The 14,639-nt window shown below is 72.5% G+C and carries 11 protein-coding genes; 1 reads left to right on the top strand and 10 read right to left on the bottom strand.

From position 1 onward, the window contains the following. Positions 1 to 7: 7 nt before the first annotated feature. The 7 genes from ACIQK6_RS05850 to ACIQK6_RS05820 all read right to left on the bottom strand — a co-directional run bounded on the left by ACIQK6_RS05850 (position 8) and on the right by ACIQK6_RS05820 (position 7,650). Entirely contained in the window at positions 8 to 295 is a 288-nt protein-coding gene (locus ACIQK6_RS05850; RefSeq protein WP_402694393.1) for a hypothetical protein, read from the bottom strand. A 109-nt stretch (positions 296 to 404) separates the two neighbouring features. After that, positions 405 to 1,451 (bottom strand): cytochrome d ubiquinol oxidase subunit II, encoded by a 1,047-nt coding sequence (locus ACIQK6_RS05845; protein ID WP_329096025.1) that lies wholly within the window; start codon positions 1,449 to 1,451, stop codon positions 405 to 407. Continuing rightward, on the bottom strand, positions 1,448 to 2,896 hold the full coding sequence (locus ACIQK6_RS05840; RefSeq protein ID WP_402694392.1) for a cytochrome ubiquinol oxidase subunit I: 1,449 nt from the start codon (positions 2,894 to 2,896) through the stop codon (positions 1,448 to 1,450). The genes ACIQK6_RS05845 and ACIQK6_RS05840 overlap by 4 nt, the downstream gene beginning before the upstream one ends. 31 nt (positions 2,897 to 2,927) lie before the next feature. Then, positions 2,928 to 3,722 carry an SDR family oxidoreductase gene (locus tag ACIQK6_RS05835; protein ID WP_402694522.1) on the bottom strand — a complete coding sequence of 265 codons (795 nt, stop codon included), beginning with the start codon at positions 3,720 to 3,722 and terminating at the stop codon, positions 2,928 to 2,930. A 213-nt stretch (positions 3,723 to 3,935) separates the two neighbouring features. Next, positions 3,936 to 5,516, bottom strand: coding sequence for a GMC oxidoreductase (locus ACIQK6_RS05830; protein ID WP_402694391.1), 1,581 nt, complete (start codon positions 5,514 to 5,516; stop codon positions 3,936 to 3,938). A 156-nt stretch (positions 5,517 to 5,672) separates the two neighbouring features. Further along, the gene (locus ACIQK6_RS05825; protein WP_402694521.1) at positions 5,673 to 6,587 is read right to left on the bottom strand and encodes a cyclase family protein; all 915 of its coding nucleotides are present in this window, start codon (positions 6,585 to 6,587) and stop codon (positions 5,673 to 5,675) included. Between the two features lie 223 nt (positions 6,588 to 6,810). Beyond that, complete coding sequence (locus ACIQK6_RS05820; protein WP_329096018.1) at positions 6,811 to 7,650, bottom strand: M15 family metallopeptidase; 840 nt, start codon at positions 7,648 to 7,650, stop codon at positions 6,811 to 6,813. Between the two features lie 203 nt (positions 7,651 to 7,853). Between ACIQK6_RS05820 and ACIQK6_RS05815 the strand changes: the two genes are divergently transcribed. Next, a complete protein-coding gene (locus ACIQK6_RS05815) occupies positions 7,854 to 8,597 on the top strand; it encodes a hypothetical protein (protein WP_329096016.1) in 744 nt (247 codons plus the stop codon). Between the two features lie 2 nt (positions 8,598 to 8,599). Here ACIQK6_RS05815 and ACIQK6_RS05810 read toward each other — a convergent pair whose 3' ends face one another. The 3 genes from ACIQK6_RS05810 to ACIQK6_RS05800 are packed head-to-tail and all read right to left on the bottom strand — an operon-like array spanning position 8,600 to position 14,595. After that, the gene (locus ACIQK6_RS05810) at positions 8,600 to 11,527 is read right to left on the bottom strand and encodes an NHLP bacteriocin export ABC transporter permease/ATPase subunit (RefSeq protein ID WP_402694390.1); all 2,928 of its coding nucleotides are present in this window, start codon (positions 11,525 to 11,527) and stop codon (positions 8,600 to 8,602) included. Then, entirely contained in the window at positions 11,528 to 13,792 is a 2,265-nt protein-coding gene (locus ACIQK6_RS05805) for an NHLP family bacteriocin export ABC transporter peptidase/permease/ATPase subunit (protein WP_402694389.1), read from the bottom strand. It lies immediately after the preceding gene. Then, positions 13,789 to 14,595 carry a hypothetical protein gene (locus ACIQK6_RS05800; protein WP_402694388.1) on the bottom strand — a complete coding sequence of 269 codons (807 nt, stop codon included), beginning with the start codon at positions 14,593 to 14,595 and terminating at the stop codon, positions 13,789 to 13,791. The genes ACIQK6_RS05805 and ACIQK6_RS05800 overlap by 4 nt, the downstream gene beginning before the upstream one ends. Between the last annotated feature and the right edge of the window lie 44 nt (positions 14,596 to 14,639).

Raw genomic sequence — 14,639 nt, 5'->3', positions numbered from 1 at the left:
CGTCCGCTCACGCCCGGGGTGCGGCCCTCTCCAGGTCGTCGACGCTGCCCGACATGACGGTCCGGACGTGTTCGGTCAGGTGTGCCGCCGGCCAGTCCCACCAGGCGATCGACAGCAGGCGGGCGATGTCGTCGTCGCTGTGGCGGGTGCGGATGAGCCGGGCCGGGTTGCCGCCGACGACGGCGTAGTCGGGGACGTCGTCCAGCGGCGACGTCAGCAGCGGCTTCAGCAGCACCACGCGCGGCTGCTCCGGGAACGGGTGGAGCACGGTCGGGTCCGCGGGAAGACGGTTCACGGCGGTCGCTTTCGGTACGGCAACGGCTGGCGGGGGTTCCATTCTGCGCGTGCCGTAAGGGGTTTCGGCGTTCCGGGCGCGCCGACGGGCCCCCGGAACCCGCGGCGCGTCAGGCCTCGGGTTCCGGCCCGCCGCCCCGGCGCAGGTCGGCGTCGGAGAGGGGTTCCAGGTCGCCGCGGGTGTCGAGCCGGTACAGGAAGGCCACGGCGGGGAAGACCAGGACCGCGGCCACCACGGTCACGACGATCAGCCAGTGCAGGGTGCTGGGCGCTCCCGCCGCCTCGGCCACCGTCAGCCGGCCGGGAATGAGGTACGGGCGCTGCGCCGCGCCCCACGCGATCACGGACGAGGCCATGAGGACGACGGCCGCCGGCCGGGACCACGCCCCGGAGGTGCGCAGCAGCAGCCATGCCGTGACGACGGTGGCCAGTACGGCCACGACGAGGAGGACGAGCCCGGCGCCATGGGTGAGGCCGTGCCACAGGTGGGGGGCGTCGGCATGGGCGACGATCAGGGTGACCGCCCCCAACACGGCGAAGGCGGCGAGGACCACCAGCGCCCGCCGCCGGAAGTAGGCGTGCAGGTCGGGGGCTTCGTAGCGGACGGCGTCCGCGGCCAGGAATACCGCCCCGAGCAGCGCCGTGCCGACGACGGCCAGCAGGCCGAAGAAGACGGAGGTCGGATTGAACCAGGCGTGCGCCGTGGGCTCGGTGCCCGGCCCCACGCGCCCCGACGCGATCCCGCCGGCGGCGGCACCGAGGAAGAACGGGGTCAGGAGCGAGGAGATGGCGAACACGGCGCCGTAGACGCGCCGTCCGGCGATCTTGCGGGTCGGCTTGCGCAGCGCGAAGCCGGCGCCGCGCAGCACGATGCCGATCGCGGCGAGGGCCAGGGGCAGCCACATCGCGGAGAACACGGTCTGGAAGAACTCCGGGAACCCGGTCCACATGATGACCAGGACGAAGATGAGCCAGACGTTGTTGACCTCCCACACCGGGGCCATGGCGTGGTCGATCAGCCACCGGGGGCGCTTCCCGCGTTCCGCGCCGCCCGCCGTCAGGTCCCAGAAGCCCGCCCCGTAATCGGTGCCGCCCGCGCAGGTGTAGGCGGCCACCGCGAGGAGCAGGACGGCGGCGATCACACCGGCGGCGGTCACGGCGTGCCGTCCTCGGTCGATGCCGCGACGGCGGAGCGGGGGCCGTACGGAGTATCGGTCTCCGGTGTCGCCGTCGTGCCCGCCCCACGGCTCCGTTCGTCGTCCAGCCGCCATCGGGTGCGCATCTTCAGGAGCACGGCCAGGAAGGATCCGAAGATGAGCACGTACACGACGACGACCACGGCGAACATGGTCCACAAGGAGTCGGCGCGGGCTCCGGTCACCGCTTCGGAGACCCGCATGTTCTCGTAGACGATCCACGGCTGGCGGCCCACCTCGGTGGTGATCCAGCCGCATTCGACGGCGATGACGCTGGCCACGCCTGCGCAGGCGGCGCTGCGGTAGAACCACGGCGAGGCGGGCAGCCGGCGGCGGCGCCACCAGACGAACGCGTACCAGAGGACCAGCAGCAACAGCACCGAGCCGATGCCCACCATGATGTCGAAGGTCCAATGGATGAGGGTGGCCTGGGTGACGGTGGGCCGGTTCTCCGCCGGTACGGACGTCAGTCCGTGCACCTCGGTGTCCGGGGTGAACCCGGCCAGGATGGAGTCGAGTTGCGGAATCTTGATGCCGCCGGTGACGGTCCCGTCGGGGTGCAGGCGGCCGAAGAGGTACTCCGGGACGTGTGTGTCGGTGTTCCAGACGATCTCCATCGCCGCGAACTTCACCGGCTGCTTCTGGAACACCGCCCGGGCGATGGCGTCGCCCAGCACGAACTGGACGGGAGTGAACACGGCCGCGACCGTGAACGGAACGGTGAAGCCGAGCCGGTGGTAGCGGTCGCGGCGCCCGCGCAGCCACCCGACCGCGTAGACACCGGCCACGACGTATCCGGCGGTGAGCAGCATCGCCACGACGAAGTGCCAGTACTGCGGCCCGAACATCGGCGTGAAGATCGCCTTCCAGACGTCCACGTCGACGGGATTGCCCTCGGAGTCGAGGGAGAACCCCCGCGGGGTGTTCATCCAGGAGTTGGCCGCCAGGATGCCGAAGGCGCCCAGCAGGGCCGTCGCCGGCAGCGGCAGTCCGAGGAGGAAGTGGGTACGGGCGGGCAGCCGGCGCCACCCGTAGAGGTAGATGGCGATGAGGACGGCCTCCAGGAAGAAGGCCCACGCCTCGACGCCGAAGCCGATCCCGAACACATCGCCCCACCGGCCCATCAGCCCCGGCCACAGCAGGCCGAACTCGAAGGACAGGACGGTGCCCGTGACGACGCCGATGGCGAACTGCACCGCCATGACCGCCGACCAGCGGCGCGCCAGCAGGAGGGCGGTGGCATCGCCGCGGCGCAGGCCGTAGCCGTGCATGATCAGGGTGATCATCGGCAGCGCCACGCCCATGGGCACCAGGATGATGTGCGTGGCGAGGGTGAAGGCCATGAGCGAGCGGGCCGGCAGCATCTGAGGCGGAGCCTCTGCCAGCAGGTGGAGCGTGGTGTGCATGCGTCCCTCCCCGGGGCCGAGCGGATGGAGGTCAGCCGCCGGTGGCGAAGCCCGGGAAGAGGGTCATTCCGCCGTCCACGTAGAGCGTGGCGCCCACGACGTAGTCCATGAGGTCGGAGGCGAGGCCGACGGCCGCATGGGCGATGTCCTCGGGGTCACCCACCCGGCCGTACGGGATCAGCTTGAGCAGGTCCTGCTCGGCCTGCTCGGTGTCCCAGGCACTGCGGTTGATGGGCGTCCGGATCGCGCCGGGGGCGATCGCGTTGACGCGGATCTTCTGCGGGGCGAGTTCCTGGGCCAGGGTCTCCATCATCATCTGCACGCCGCCCTTGGAGGAGGCGTAGTTCACGTGCCCGGCCCAGGGGATGATCTGGTGCACCGAGCTCATACAGATGATCTTGCCCGCGGAGTTGGAGACGTCCGGGACGACCCCGCGCCGAAGGAACTCCTTCGTCGCCTCGCGGGCGCACAGGAACTGTCCCGTCAGATTGACGTCGATGACCTTCTGCCACTGGGCGAGCGTCATCTCGGTGAAGGCGGAGTCCCGCTGGAGGCCGGCATTGGCGACGAGGATGTCGATGGTCCCGAACTCCTCGACCATGCGTTCCGTCATGGCCACGACCTGGCCCTCGTCGGACACGTCCGCCTCGTACGCCGCCGCGCGCACCCCGAAGGAGGCGATCTCCGCGACGACCGCCTCGGCCTCCTCCCGGCCGGCCACGTAGTTCACGACCACGTCCGCCCCGGCCCGGCCCATGCCGATCGCCGTGGCCTTGCCGATCCCGGAGTTCGCACCCGTCACCAGTGCCTTCTGGCCCCGGAGCAGGTGCGCGGGGATCACGCCCCGGGGTACGCCCTCGGTCGAACTCACGGCGGACTGCCTCCTTCGCACCGCCACCCCGTGCCGTCGGGATGACGGCACCCCGGCGGGTCCGGGCGTCACCCAATCACCGCCCCCGGCGCGCGACGGCCCGCTGCGCCCCGCGTTGCGCCACCCGGACGAGGATCTTCGCCCGGTCGGCGGTGTCGCCGCCTCGGGTCAGCCCATGCGTTCGAGGAGGTGGTCACCGACCCGCAGGGCGTTCGCGATGGCCGTCAGGGACGGGTTGACCGCGCCGATGCTCGGGAAGAAGCTCGTGTCGACCACGTACAGGTTGTCCAGCTCGTGCGCCTTGCAGTTCAGGTCCAGGGCCGACGACGCCGGGTCGGTGCCGAACCGTACGGTGCCGGCCTGGTGCGCGGTGGCGCCGATCGGCATGCCCTTGTGCAGGTAGAGGCTGTGGTCCAACAGGTGGTGCTCGTGCATGCCGAGGCGGCCCAGCATGCCCTGGAGCTTGTGCCGCAGCCGCTTCAGCCCCGCCGTGTTGTGGGACTCGTCGAGCGCGAGGTGGATGCGGCCGTCGCCGTCCAGGGTGACGCGGTTGTCGGGCAGCGGCAGGTCCTCCCCGCACAGCCAGAAGTCCACCGCGTGGTGGGCCATCACCTCGAAGGGCATGTTCGGGGTCACCGCCCCGGCCCAGCGCGGGGCCTCGCCGTGGATCTGTTCGGCGTCCGACTTGCCGAGCATCTGGATCCCGCCGAGGGGGTAGTCCCAGTCGTCGGCGCCCAGGTACCAGTCGTGCAGGGCGAGGGTCTTCTGGAACTGCGTGTCGTTCGGCTCCCGGGAGACGGCCATCAGGGCCAGGTTGTTGTGGCGCATGTAGAAGCGCCCGACCACGTCCGAACCGTTCGCGAGGCCCCGCGGATGCCGGTCGTTCGCCGAAGCGAGCAGCAGCGCGGCCGAGTTGACCGCGCCGCAGGCCACGACCACGAGGTCGGCGGAGAACCGGGCCTCCTCGCCGCCGGCGAGACGGGCGACGACCGCGCTGACCGTGCGTCCCGTCGGATCGGTCTCCAGCCGCAGCACGTGGGCGTGGGTGACCAGTTCGACACCGGGATGTTGCAGCGCGGGCTCCACGCAGATCACCTGGGCGTCGGACTTGCCGCGCACCAGGCACGGGAAGCCGTCGACCCGGTTGCAACGGATGCAGACGCTGGACGGGGTCGCCCGGCCGGCCGCGTCCTGGTCCAGATCGACCCCGATCGGCAGGTGGAAGGGGTGCAGGCCCTGCTTCTCCAGGTCGTCGCTCAACTGCTGGATCCGCGGCTCGTGTTCCACCGGCGGGTGGGCGTACTGGGCGCTCACCGGGCCCTCGAAGGGGTCCTCGCCGTGCCGGCCGTGCACCCGGTACAGGTGCTCCGCCTGTGTGTAGTACGGCTCCAGGTCCTCGTAACGCAGCGGCCAGGCGGGCGAGATCCCGTCGTGGTGGCGCAGCTCCCCGAAGTCCTGCGGTCGCAGCCGGAACAGCGCCGCGCCGTAGAACTTGGTGTTGCCGCCGACGTAGTAGTTGACCTCGGGAGGGAACTCGCGGCCGTGCCGGTCGAACCAGAACTCGGGCGCGCGGTACTTCCCCTTGACGAACACCGCCGTCGAGTCCCAGTTGTCGCGTTCGCGGGGGAGGAAGCCGCCCCGCTCGAGGATCAGCACCCGCTTGCCGGACGGAGCGATCCGATGGGCGAGCGTGCCACCGCCCGCGCCCGTTCCGATGACGATGACGTCGTAGTGCGCAGCGTCGTTCAACCGGATCACCGTCCTCGGCCTGTGGTGCCGCCGCCCCGGCGGGCCCGTCGCGGCAGGATCCCCCTTCGAACGTATACGCCCCCCGCCGGTGCGGCACCCGGGGACGCGGCGTGGCCGGGAACGCCGTGGCCGCCGGCCGGGCCCAGGCGGTGCGGGTCACAGGACGGCGATCGGGTTCACCGGGGAGCCGGTGGCCCCCGGCAGCCGCAGCGGTGCCACCGCGCACAGGAACCGCCAGCGGCCGAGCTCCGCACACGCGTGGGCCAGTGCGTCCAGGTCCAGGTAGTCCATCAGGTGCATGCCCAGGGCGTGCAGGGCCAGGACGTGCACGGGGAAGGAGACGCCGGGCACCGGGCTCGGGGCCGTGTCGTTGTTGCCGTCCGAGCCGAGGACGGCGACCTGCCGTTCGGCCAGCAGCCGCATGCACGCGGGATGCAGGCCCGCCCGGGCGTGCGCCGCGTCCCAAGCGCCGCTCTCCCGGCGCCGGCGCCGGTGCCCGACCCGTACGAGCAGCAGGTCGCCCGGCCCGATCCGGACGCCCTGTGCCTCCTCGGCCGCGGTCAGCTCCTCGGCGCCCACGAAGTCCCCGGGCTCCAGCCAGGGGACCCCGCGCAGCCGTGGGACGTCCAGCAGGACCCCGGAGCCGACGATCCCGTCGCGCACCAGGTCCAGGGTGATCCCGAGGGCGGCGCCGGCCGCCAGCCGGCTCTCCGGGACGCCACCGTGGAGCTCGCCGTCGAACACGACGTGACACAGTGCGTCGAGATGGCTGTGGGCGTCCCCGTGCACGTTCATGGCGAACCGGTCCAGGGCGAAGTGCACCCCCGGGGTTCCGGTCTCCGGCGCGGTCGGCGCCGTCAGCCGGTAGACCGCGGGCTGCGGATCGTCAGGACCAGGCTGCGTCTCGATGGGCGCGGCCAGCGACACGGTGCGCCCGTGCCGCACGTCGGCCGCGGCCGCGGCCACGCGCGCGGGGGTCAGGTGGGCGAGGGTGCCGCGTCGGTGCTCGGGGCCGGTGGGCGTACGCCGGCACAGCTCGGCGTGCAGGGACCGGAAGGCCGCCTCCGTCATGAAAGGCGAAACCGTCCGGTCGGGCGTCGGGTCGTCGTCCGTCACGCGGGTCCTCCCGGTCTGCCGAAGGCCCCGCCTCCACTGTCCGTCGCCGCGGGGTCCCCTGCATCCCGGCGGGCAGTGCCGTTCCCGCGGCCGCGGGAATTCGGCCACCGCGCAGCGACCGGTCGGCCGGTCACTGCGCAGTGGACGACGTCCCGCCGGACCGCGGGGCACGGCGTCCTCAGGAGCGGTGTCCGGCCACCGACCGGTACGCGACGGGGAAGTCGAAGTAGGTGTCGGGGAACAGCTCCGGCTTGTACGTGAAGTGCCACCATTCCTCGGGCAGGTTGACGAAGCCCTCCGCCGCCAGCGTCGACCTCAGCAGGTCCCGGTTCGCACGCTGTGCCCCCTGGACGCGCGGGTCGTCGGTGTGCGACAGCGTGTCGAAGCAGTCGAAACCCGTACCCATGTCCACCGAGTTGTCCGGGTACCGCTCCGCCCGGGGCGCGTAGCAGGGCACCGATTCCTGCCCCGGCCGCGGGCGGGGCGCCGGCAGTGCCGGCAGCCGCACCAGCGTCACGTCCGTGGTGCTGCCCCGGCTGTGTCCCGACTTCTTCGCGATGTAGCCGTCCTCGAACAGCCGGGACTTGTCGACGCGCGGATAGAACTCCGCCTTCCGCCGTTCGTCGCCGAGGTCCTCGGCCCACCGTACGAAGTGGTCGACGGCCCGCTGCGGCCGGTAGCAGTCGTACACCTTGAGCGAGTAGCCCTGGCGCAGCAGGCGCACCTGGGCCCGGTGCAGGGCCTCGGCGGCCGGGCGGGTCAGGATGCAGACGGGCTGCCGGTAGCCGTCGACCGGCTCGCCGACGAAATTGTGCGGGCGCACGTACCGCATGTCCTGCAAGATCGTCGGGTCGACCGAGCCCAGTGCCACGAACGCGCGCGGAGCCTTCGCCCCGGGTGGCGGTGCGCTCGCCCCGGCGGGGGCGGCGGCCCCGGCCGTCACGAGAGCGGCAGCGGCGGCCGTCACGGCCACGGCGAGACGTGCCCTCATCGGCGGTAAGGACGTGGAACGGGTCATCCAACCCTCCATCGGCGGTGCTGCGGGGACGTGATCGGGCACCATGCTGCCCGACGCCGGGCCCGTCCCGTCCGGATCCGGCCGGACCCGCCCGGACTGCGCCCGCCGCGGTGCGGACCTACGCTGATCAGGTGACCCGGCTGCGCCGGAGGAGCGGTGACGTCTGCCGCCGTCCGCACGCAGCACGAGGGAGGTGATGCCCGATGTCCGCACCCCGGGCAGCAGCGGCCCGCTGCGCGACCGCCGGAGCCGCCTGCTTGCTGGCGTTCACGGGCGGGGGCGTGGCCCGAGCCGATGACAACGGCATCGCCGACGACAGCCCCCAGGCCATCGCACAGGCCTCGCGCAAGGCCATGGCCGAGCTCACCTCCATGCGCATGGTGGGCAAGGTGACCGAGGCCTCGGGCACCACCACGCTCGACCTGCGCTTCGACGAGCAGGGCGACTGCGTCGGCACGGTCACGCCCCCCGGCGGCGCGGGCACGGCCGCCATCGTCAAACGCGGCGACGACGTCTGGATGAAGCTCGACGACGCCCTGCTCAAGGCCCAGGTGCCGGGCCCCGCGGCCGACGACGCGATCGCGCTCATCAACGGCCGCTATCTGCACGGCACCACGGACAGCCCCCTGCTGAGCGACTTCGCCCAGGTCTGCGACCTGGACTTCTTCAAGAAGGAGTTCTCCTCGAAGCCGCCGAGCGAACAGCTGGTCAAGGGCCCCCGGACCACCGTCGACGGTCGGCCCGCCATCACGGTCACCAGCCGGCGCGACAACGGCGCGACGGGCACCTACCAGGTCTCCACCGAGGACGAGCCGTACCTCCTGCAGGTGCGGGGCACCGACGAGTCCGGCCGGAAGGTGGACGCCTCCTTCTCCGACTTCGACGAGCCCGTCACGCCCAAGCCCCCGGCGCCGGCCGACTCGGTCGACCTGTCCGATCTCCAGTAGCGTCAGCGCAGTTGCCGGCGGACCAGGCCGTGGAAGAGGCCGGTCGTGTCGGCCAGCAGTTCGGCGGGCGGGCCCTGCTGGACGATCCGGCCGTCCGACATGACGATCACGCGGTCGGCGTCCATCACCGTGGAGAGCCGGTGGGCGATCACGAGGCGGGTGGTCCGCAGGGCGCGGGTGGACTCGGTGACCACGCGCTGGGCCTCGTTGTCCAGCGCGCTGGTGGCCTCGTCGAGGAACAGGATTCGCGGCTTGCGGATGAGGGCCTGGGCGATCATCAGCCGTTGGCGCTGACCGCCCGAGACGGTCCCGCCGCCGTCGGACAAGATGGTGTGCATGCCCATCGGCATGGCCTCGATGTCCGCGGCCAGGCCAGCGAGCGCGGCGGCCTCCCACGCCTCCTCCGGCGAGAAGGTCCCGGTGCCGCGGATGCAGTCGAGGATCGAGCCGGAGAGCGGCTGGGCGTTCTGCAGTACGACGCCGCACTGGCGGCGTACGGCCGCCCGGTCGAGCGCCGCCAGGTCCTGACCGTCGTAGAGCACACTGCCCGAGAGGGGCCGCTCGAAGCCGATGAGCAGCCGCAACAGCGTCGATTTGCCGCAGCCGCTGGCCCCGACGACTGCGACGAACTCGCCCGGTCCGATCCGCAGGCTGACGTCGTCGAGGACGAGCGGACCGTCGTCGGCGTAGCGGTAGGACAGGTTCTTGGCCTCGATGGCACCGGTCAGCCGTCCCGGGCGGGTACTGGAGCGGTCCACCTCGGGGACCTCCCGCAGGAGCGGCCGGATCTGCTCGAACATCGGCAGGACCGCGGCGGCCGAGACGAGCGCCCCGGTCACCTGCGTGACCGACGACAGCAGCATCGTCAGCGCGGTGCTGAAGGTGAGGAACTCACTGGCGGACATGGCGCCGCGGGCCGGACCTGCCAGCAACGCGAACATCACCAGCGTGCACAGCGGCAGGTGGACGGCGCCGAGGACCGTGCTGACGTTCTGGGTCCGGCCGATGTGCTGCTGCAGGTCGCGGGTACGGGCGAACTCCCGGGCCCAGGCTGCGTACGCGAAGCTCTCGGCCGCCGCGACGCGGAGCTTGGGCAGGCCGCGCAGGGTCTGGAAGGCCTGGTTGCCCAGCCGGAGTCCGAGGGTGTTCAGCCGGCGCTCGTACCGCAACTGCCACAGCCCCAGGCCCAGGAAGACCCCCGCGATGACGACCAGCATGGCCAGCGCCGCCATCGCCAGCGGCACGCTGTGGACGAACAGCAGCACGAAGCTCACCGCGCCGACCGCACCCGCCTGCACGCAGACCGGCCCGATGCCGGACAGCACGCGGCGCATCGCGCTGATGCCCATCGCCGCGCCGGCCAGTTCGCCGGTGGAGCGCCCGGTGAAGAACGTCGCCGGCAGCCGCAGCAGCCGGTCCCACACGGCCGGTTGCACGGTGGCCTCGATACGGCCCTCCATGCGCAGGAGGGAGGTGTTCTGCAGGAGCATGAAGACGGCCGCGACCACGGCGGTCGCGACCAGCGCCAGCCCGGTCTGCACGATGAGGCCCGTCTCGCCCTGCGGGACGTAGCGGCCGAGGACCCGGCCGGTGGCGACCGGCACCAGGGCCCCCAGCACCACCGCGACCAGGGTGCCCAGCAGCAGGCTGCGCAGCTCGGGGAAGGTGCCGCGCACACTGAAGCGGAGCAGCGCGGGCAGGCCCACCCGCCCTTCGGGCAAGGGGCGGTACAGCATGACGGCGCGCGGTTCGAAGGCGGCCCGGTTGGCCCTCCCGACCCGCTCGCGCTCGCCGGTGGCGGGGTCGACCGCCTCGTATCCGCCGCGCCGCCACAGCAGGGCGACCGGCGTGCCGTCCTTCTCGCGCCGGCCCACCAACGGCCCGCTGTTCTCCCGCCACCAGCGCCCGCCGAGACCGACCGTGCGGGTGCGGATCCGCGAGGCGAGCGCGATGTGTTCGACGGGATCCAGCTGCTCGGACGGGGTGCCCGCCCCGCCCGGCGGGGACAGTGCGATGCCGGCCGCGCCCGCGACGACGCGACACGCCGCGAAGGTCGCGTCGACGTCCGCGCTGCGGAACTGATCCCGGCCTCCGGCGCGGACGATGGACGCCAGCAGCGTCCGGTCCGCCTGGGTGCGGGCGGCCCGGCCCGCCTCGATCCCGGCGGCCGTGCGGTCCTCGTGCGCGCGCTCCAGCTGTTCGATCCAGCCGTCCAGGGCGTACAGCAGCCGGTACTGCTGGTCGACCATGCCCTGCCACATCGTCGCGTCGACGAGGAGGGTGCCGACCGCCTCCGCCTCGTACACGGCGCCGTACCGCACGCTGCCGGGGGCGATCCGCATCCACAGGATGTCGTCGTCGGCCCCGCCGTGCCCGGTTGCGGCGGTGCCGGCCAGCGGTGCCTCGTAGAGCACGCGCAGACCACGGCCGATACCGCGCGCGAAGGCGTCCTCCAGCGGGCTCGGCCGGCCCACGGCGGTGGCACCGTGCTGCCCTTCGTCGGCGTACTGCGGGTACTGCGGGTACTGCGGGTACTGCGCGTGCTCCGGGTACTCCGGGTGTGGCGCGTACTCCGAGGGGTACAGCTCCCGCAGTTCGATGCGGCGCAGCCGGCAGCCTTGCAGGGGCCGCCCGACCAGTGTGTGGTCAGGGCCCTCGGCCGGACCGAGCAGCAGCGTGCCCGCCTCCAGCCGGCCCAAGAAGTGCCAGTGCCCGGACTGTGCGGCGTCCACGGCGAACAGGTCCAACTCGCCCGCCACGACCAGCCACAGGACGAGCGGCCCCTCCAGGGACAGGCTGCCCGCGCCCGCGCAGTCGACGGGCCCACCCAGCGCACCCAGGGCCGCGACGACCGGGTCCGGCGCCCCGCCCGACGGGCCGGCGGTGGCGGTGGCGGTGCTGGTGCCGGCCGCATGGTCCGGGTACGTCACTCAGTGCTCCTTGACCAGTGCGGCGTACGGGCCCTGCGCGGCGACCAGGCGTTCGTGCCGCCCGCGTTCCACGACCGTGCCCCGGTCGAGCACGACGATCTCGTCGCTGTCGCGCACCGTGCTCAGCCGGTGGGCGATGACCACACAGGCACAGCCGCGGCGGCGCAGGTTGTCGATGATGACCTGCTCGGTCACCGCGTCCAGGGCGCTGGTCACTTCGTCGAGCACCATGACGCTGGGGCGGCGCACCAGCGCCCGGGCGATCTCCAGGCGCTGGCGCTGGCCGCCGGAGAAGTTGCGGCCGTCCTGCTCGACTCGGCCGTGGATGCCACCGGGGCGGCGGGCCACCACGTCGTGCACGGCGGCGTCCTCCAGTGCGGCGATCACGGCCTCGTCCGCGATGGAGGGGTCCCACAGCGTGACGTTGTCACGGACGGTGCCTTCGAAGAGGAAGACGTCCTGGTCGACGAAGGAGACGGAAGCGGCCAGCGCTCCGCGCGGGATGTCCTCCAGTCGCATCCCGTCGATGCGGACGGCCCCGGCCCAAGGGGCGTGGAGGCCGGAGATGAGCCGGGAGACGGTGGACTTGCCGCTGCCGGAGCCCCCGACGAGCGCGACCTGCTGCCCGGGTCCGACCGTCAGTGAGAAGTCCTCGAGCAGCGGCGCGTCCAGGGGGTTGTAGCCGAAAGTGATGTGGTCGAGCTCCACGTGGCCCTTGAGGCGGCGGGTGGAGGCCGCGGGCTCGCGCCGTGAGTAGACCCGGTCGACCGGGAAGTTCTCCACGTCGCCCAGCCGGGCGACGTCGGCCGCGAAGTCCTGGATCCGGCCGGCGATGCCGCCCAGCCGGGAGATCGGGGCGGTGAAGCTGGTCACCAGGGCCTGGAAGGCGACGAGCAGGCCCACGGTGAGGTGGCCCTCCACCGCCCGCAGGCCGCCGATCGTCAGGATCAGCGCGCTGTTGAACGCCGCGAGGGTGGGCGCGACGATGGCCAGCCAGGCACTGGGCACGCCGAGCCGCTGCTGCACGTCGAGGGTGACCGCGTGCTGTCCGGCCCAGCGGCGGAAGAACCCGTTCTCGCCGCCCGTCGCCTTCATCGTCTCGATGAGCTGGAGACCGCCGTACGCGGTGTTGGTCAGCCGGGCGCTCTCGGCGCGCAGCTTCTGGGTACCGGTGGCCATCAGCCGGATCGCGATCCGCAGGGCGACCACGTTGAGCAGCGCCACGGCCACGCCGACGAGGATGAGCTGCGGATCGTACGTCCACAGCAGCACCGCGTAGAGCAGGACCACCACGGCGTCCACGGCCGCGGCGGACAGGTCCCGGGCGAGGGTCTCGGCGACGGCGTCGTTGGACTGGAGGCGCTGGACGAGGTCGGCCGGGTTGCGCTGGGCGTAGAAGGTGACCGGAAGCCTGAGCAGGTGCCGGAAGAAGCGGGCACTGCTCAGGGTCGAGGCGATGATGCGCCCGCGCAGCAGATTGGCCTGCAGCAGCGCGGTGAGGGTCGCGGTGAGGGCGAGGGCGACGGCCATCGAGGCGAACAGCACACCGAGCAGGGAGGTCTGCTCGCCGATGAGGAACATGTCGATGTACGTACGGCTCAGGGCCGGTACCGCCGCGCCGACGGCGACCAGGAGGAGACTGGCGACCACGGCGGCGGCCATGGTGCCCGAGGTGCCCCGCAGCCGGGCCGGCACGGCCCCGAGGACGCTCGGTCCGCGGCCACCGCGGCGGAACCCGCTGCCGGGCTCGAAGGTGAGGACGACCCCGGTGAAGCTGGTGTCGAACTCGTCCATGGGGACGAACCGGCGGCCCTTGGCGGGGTCGTTGACGTACACGCCCGTGCGGCCGAGCCGCCGGGCCGTGCCCTCGTAGACGACGTAGTGGTTGAACTCCCAGAAGAGCACGGCCGGGGCGCTCACCTCGGCGAGCGCGGCCAGGTCCATCTGCATGCCCTTGGCCGTCAGGCCGTATCCGCGGGCGGCCTTGAGGAGGTTGCTGGCGCGGGAGCCGTCCCGGGAGACACCGCACGCGATGCGCAGCTCTTCCAGCGGGACGAAGCGGCCGTGGTGACCGAGCACCATGGCCAGGGCGGCGGCGCCGCACTCCACGGCCTCCATCTGCAGCACGGTGGGGGTGCGTACGGGGCGGGGCGTGCTGCCCCTCGGTACGGGCGACGGTGCGGGCGCGGGCCTGCGGCGGGAGCCGCCCTTCGGCTCGGGGCGGTGGCGCCGGCGCCCGGCGGGAGGCAGGTGCGGCGCGGTCACGGCAGCAGCCAGTCGACCGGGCGCTGCGCGGCGAGGTGGACGGCGCCGGTGACCGGCGTCCTCGAATCGACGGCGTACGGGGGCCCGTCCGCGGAGGACCACCGGTAGCCGGAGGGGGTGGCGGAGGACCGTTCCAGGCGTACGACCACGGCCACCGGGCTGCCGTGGCGGGAGAACTGTTCGGCGAGCCCGCCGTCGCCGAGGAAGCCACCGATCTGCGCCCGCGTCAGGGGCGCGCGGCCGACCGCGGTGACGCGCCCGCGCAGTGCACCGAACCGCTGCTGCGGGACGGACGGGACGCTCAGGTTGACCGGGGCGCCCACGGCGATCGCCGAGCCACCGCTGCCCGGCACGTACAGCACGGCCACCAGCGGGTCCTGCGGACCCTTCGCACGTTCCACGGTGGCCACGTCCGCACCCGTGGCGATGACCGAGCCCACCTTGGCCACCAGGGTCGTCAACCGACCGCCGGTCACCACGCGCACGGGTCGTTCCCCCTGCTCCGTACGGACGTTGAGCAGGGGCGCACCGGCAGCCAGCCACTGGCCTTCCTCGGCGAGGACTCCGGTCACTTGCCCCGCGACCGGCGTCTGCAGCACGTAACTGCCCTCGGCCCGGGTGAGGATGCCGGATGCGCTCAGCTTGGAGGACACGGTGCCGGTGAAGGCCCAGTAGGTCGCGGCCGCCATGACGGCGACCGTGACGGCCAGGACGAGTCGCCCCTGTGGGCGGGCCAGGCGAACGGGCAGGTCCAATTCCTCGGGCGATTGCAGCTTGGAAAGAGCCTTTTGGCGAAACTGCACGGACTGTTCCTTCGGCTGCATTCGTATCGTCGGGCGAAATCTCG

It is taken from the genome of Streptomyces sp. NPDC091682, from assembly GCF_044756625.1.
Classification (GTDB): Bacteria; Actinomycetota; Actinomycetes; order Streptomycetales; family Streptomycetaceae; genus Streptomyces.
The sequence above is the reverse complement of the archived record's forward strand: the minus strand, read 5'-3'. Positions and strand labels throughout refer to the sequence as shown.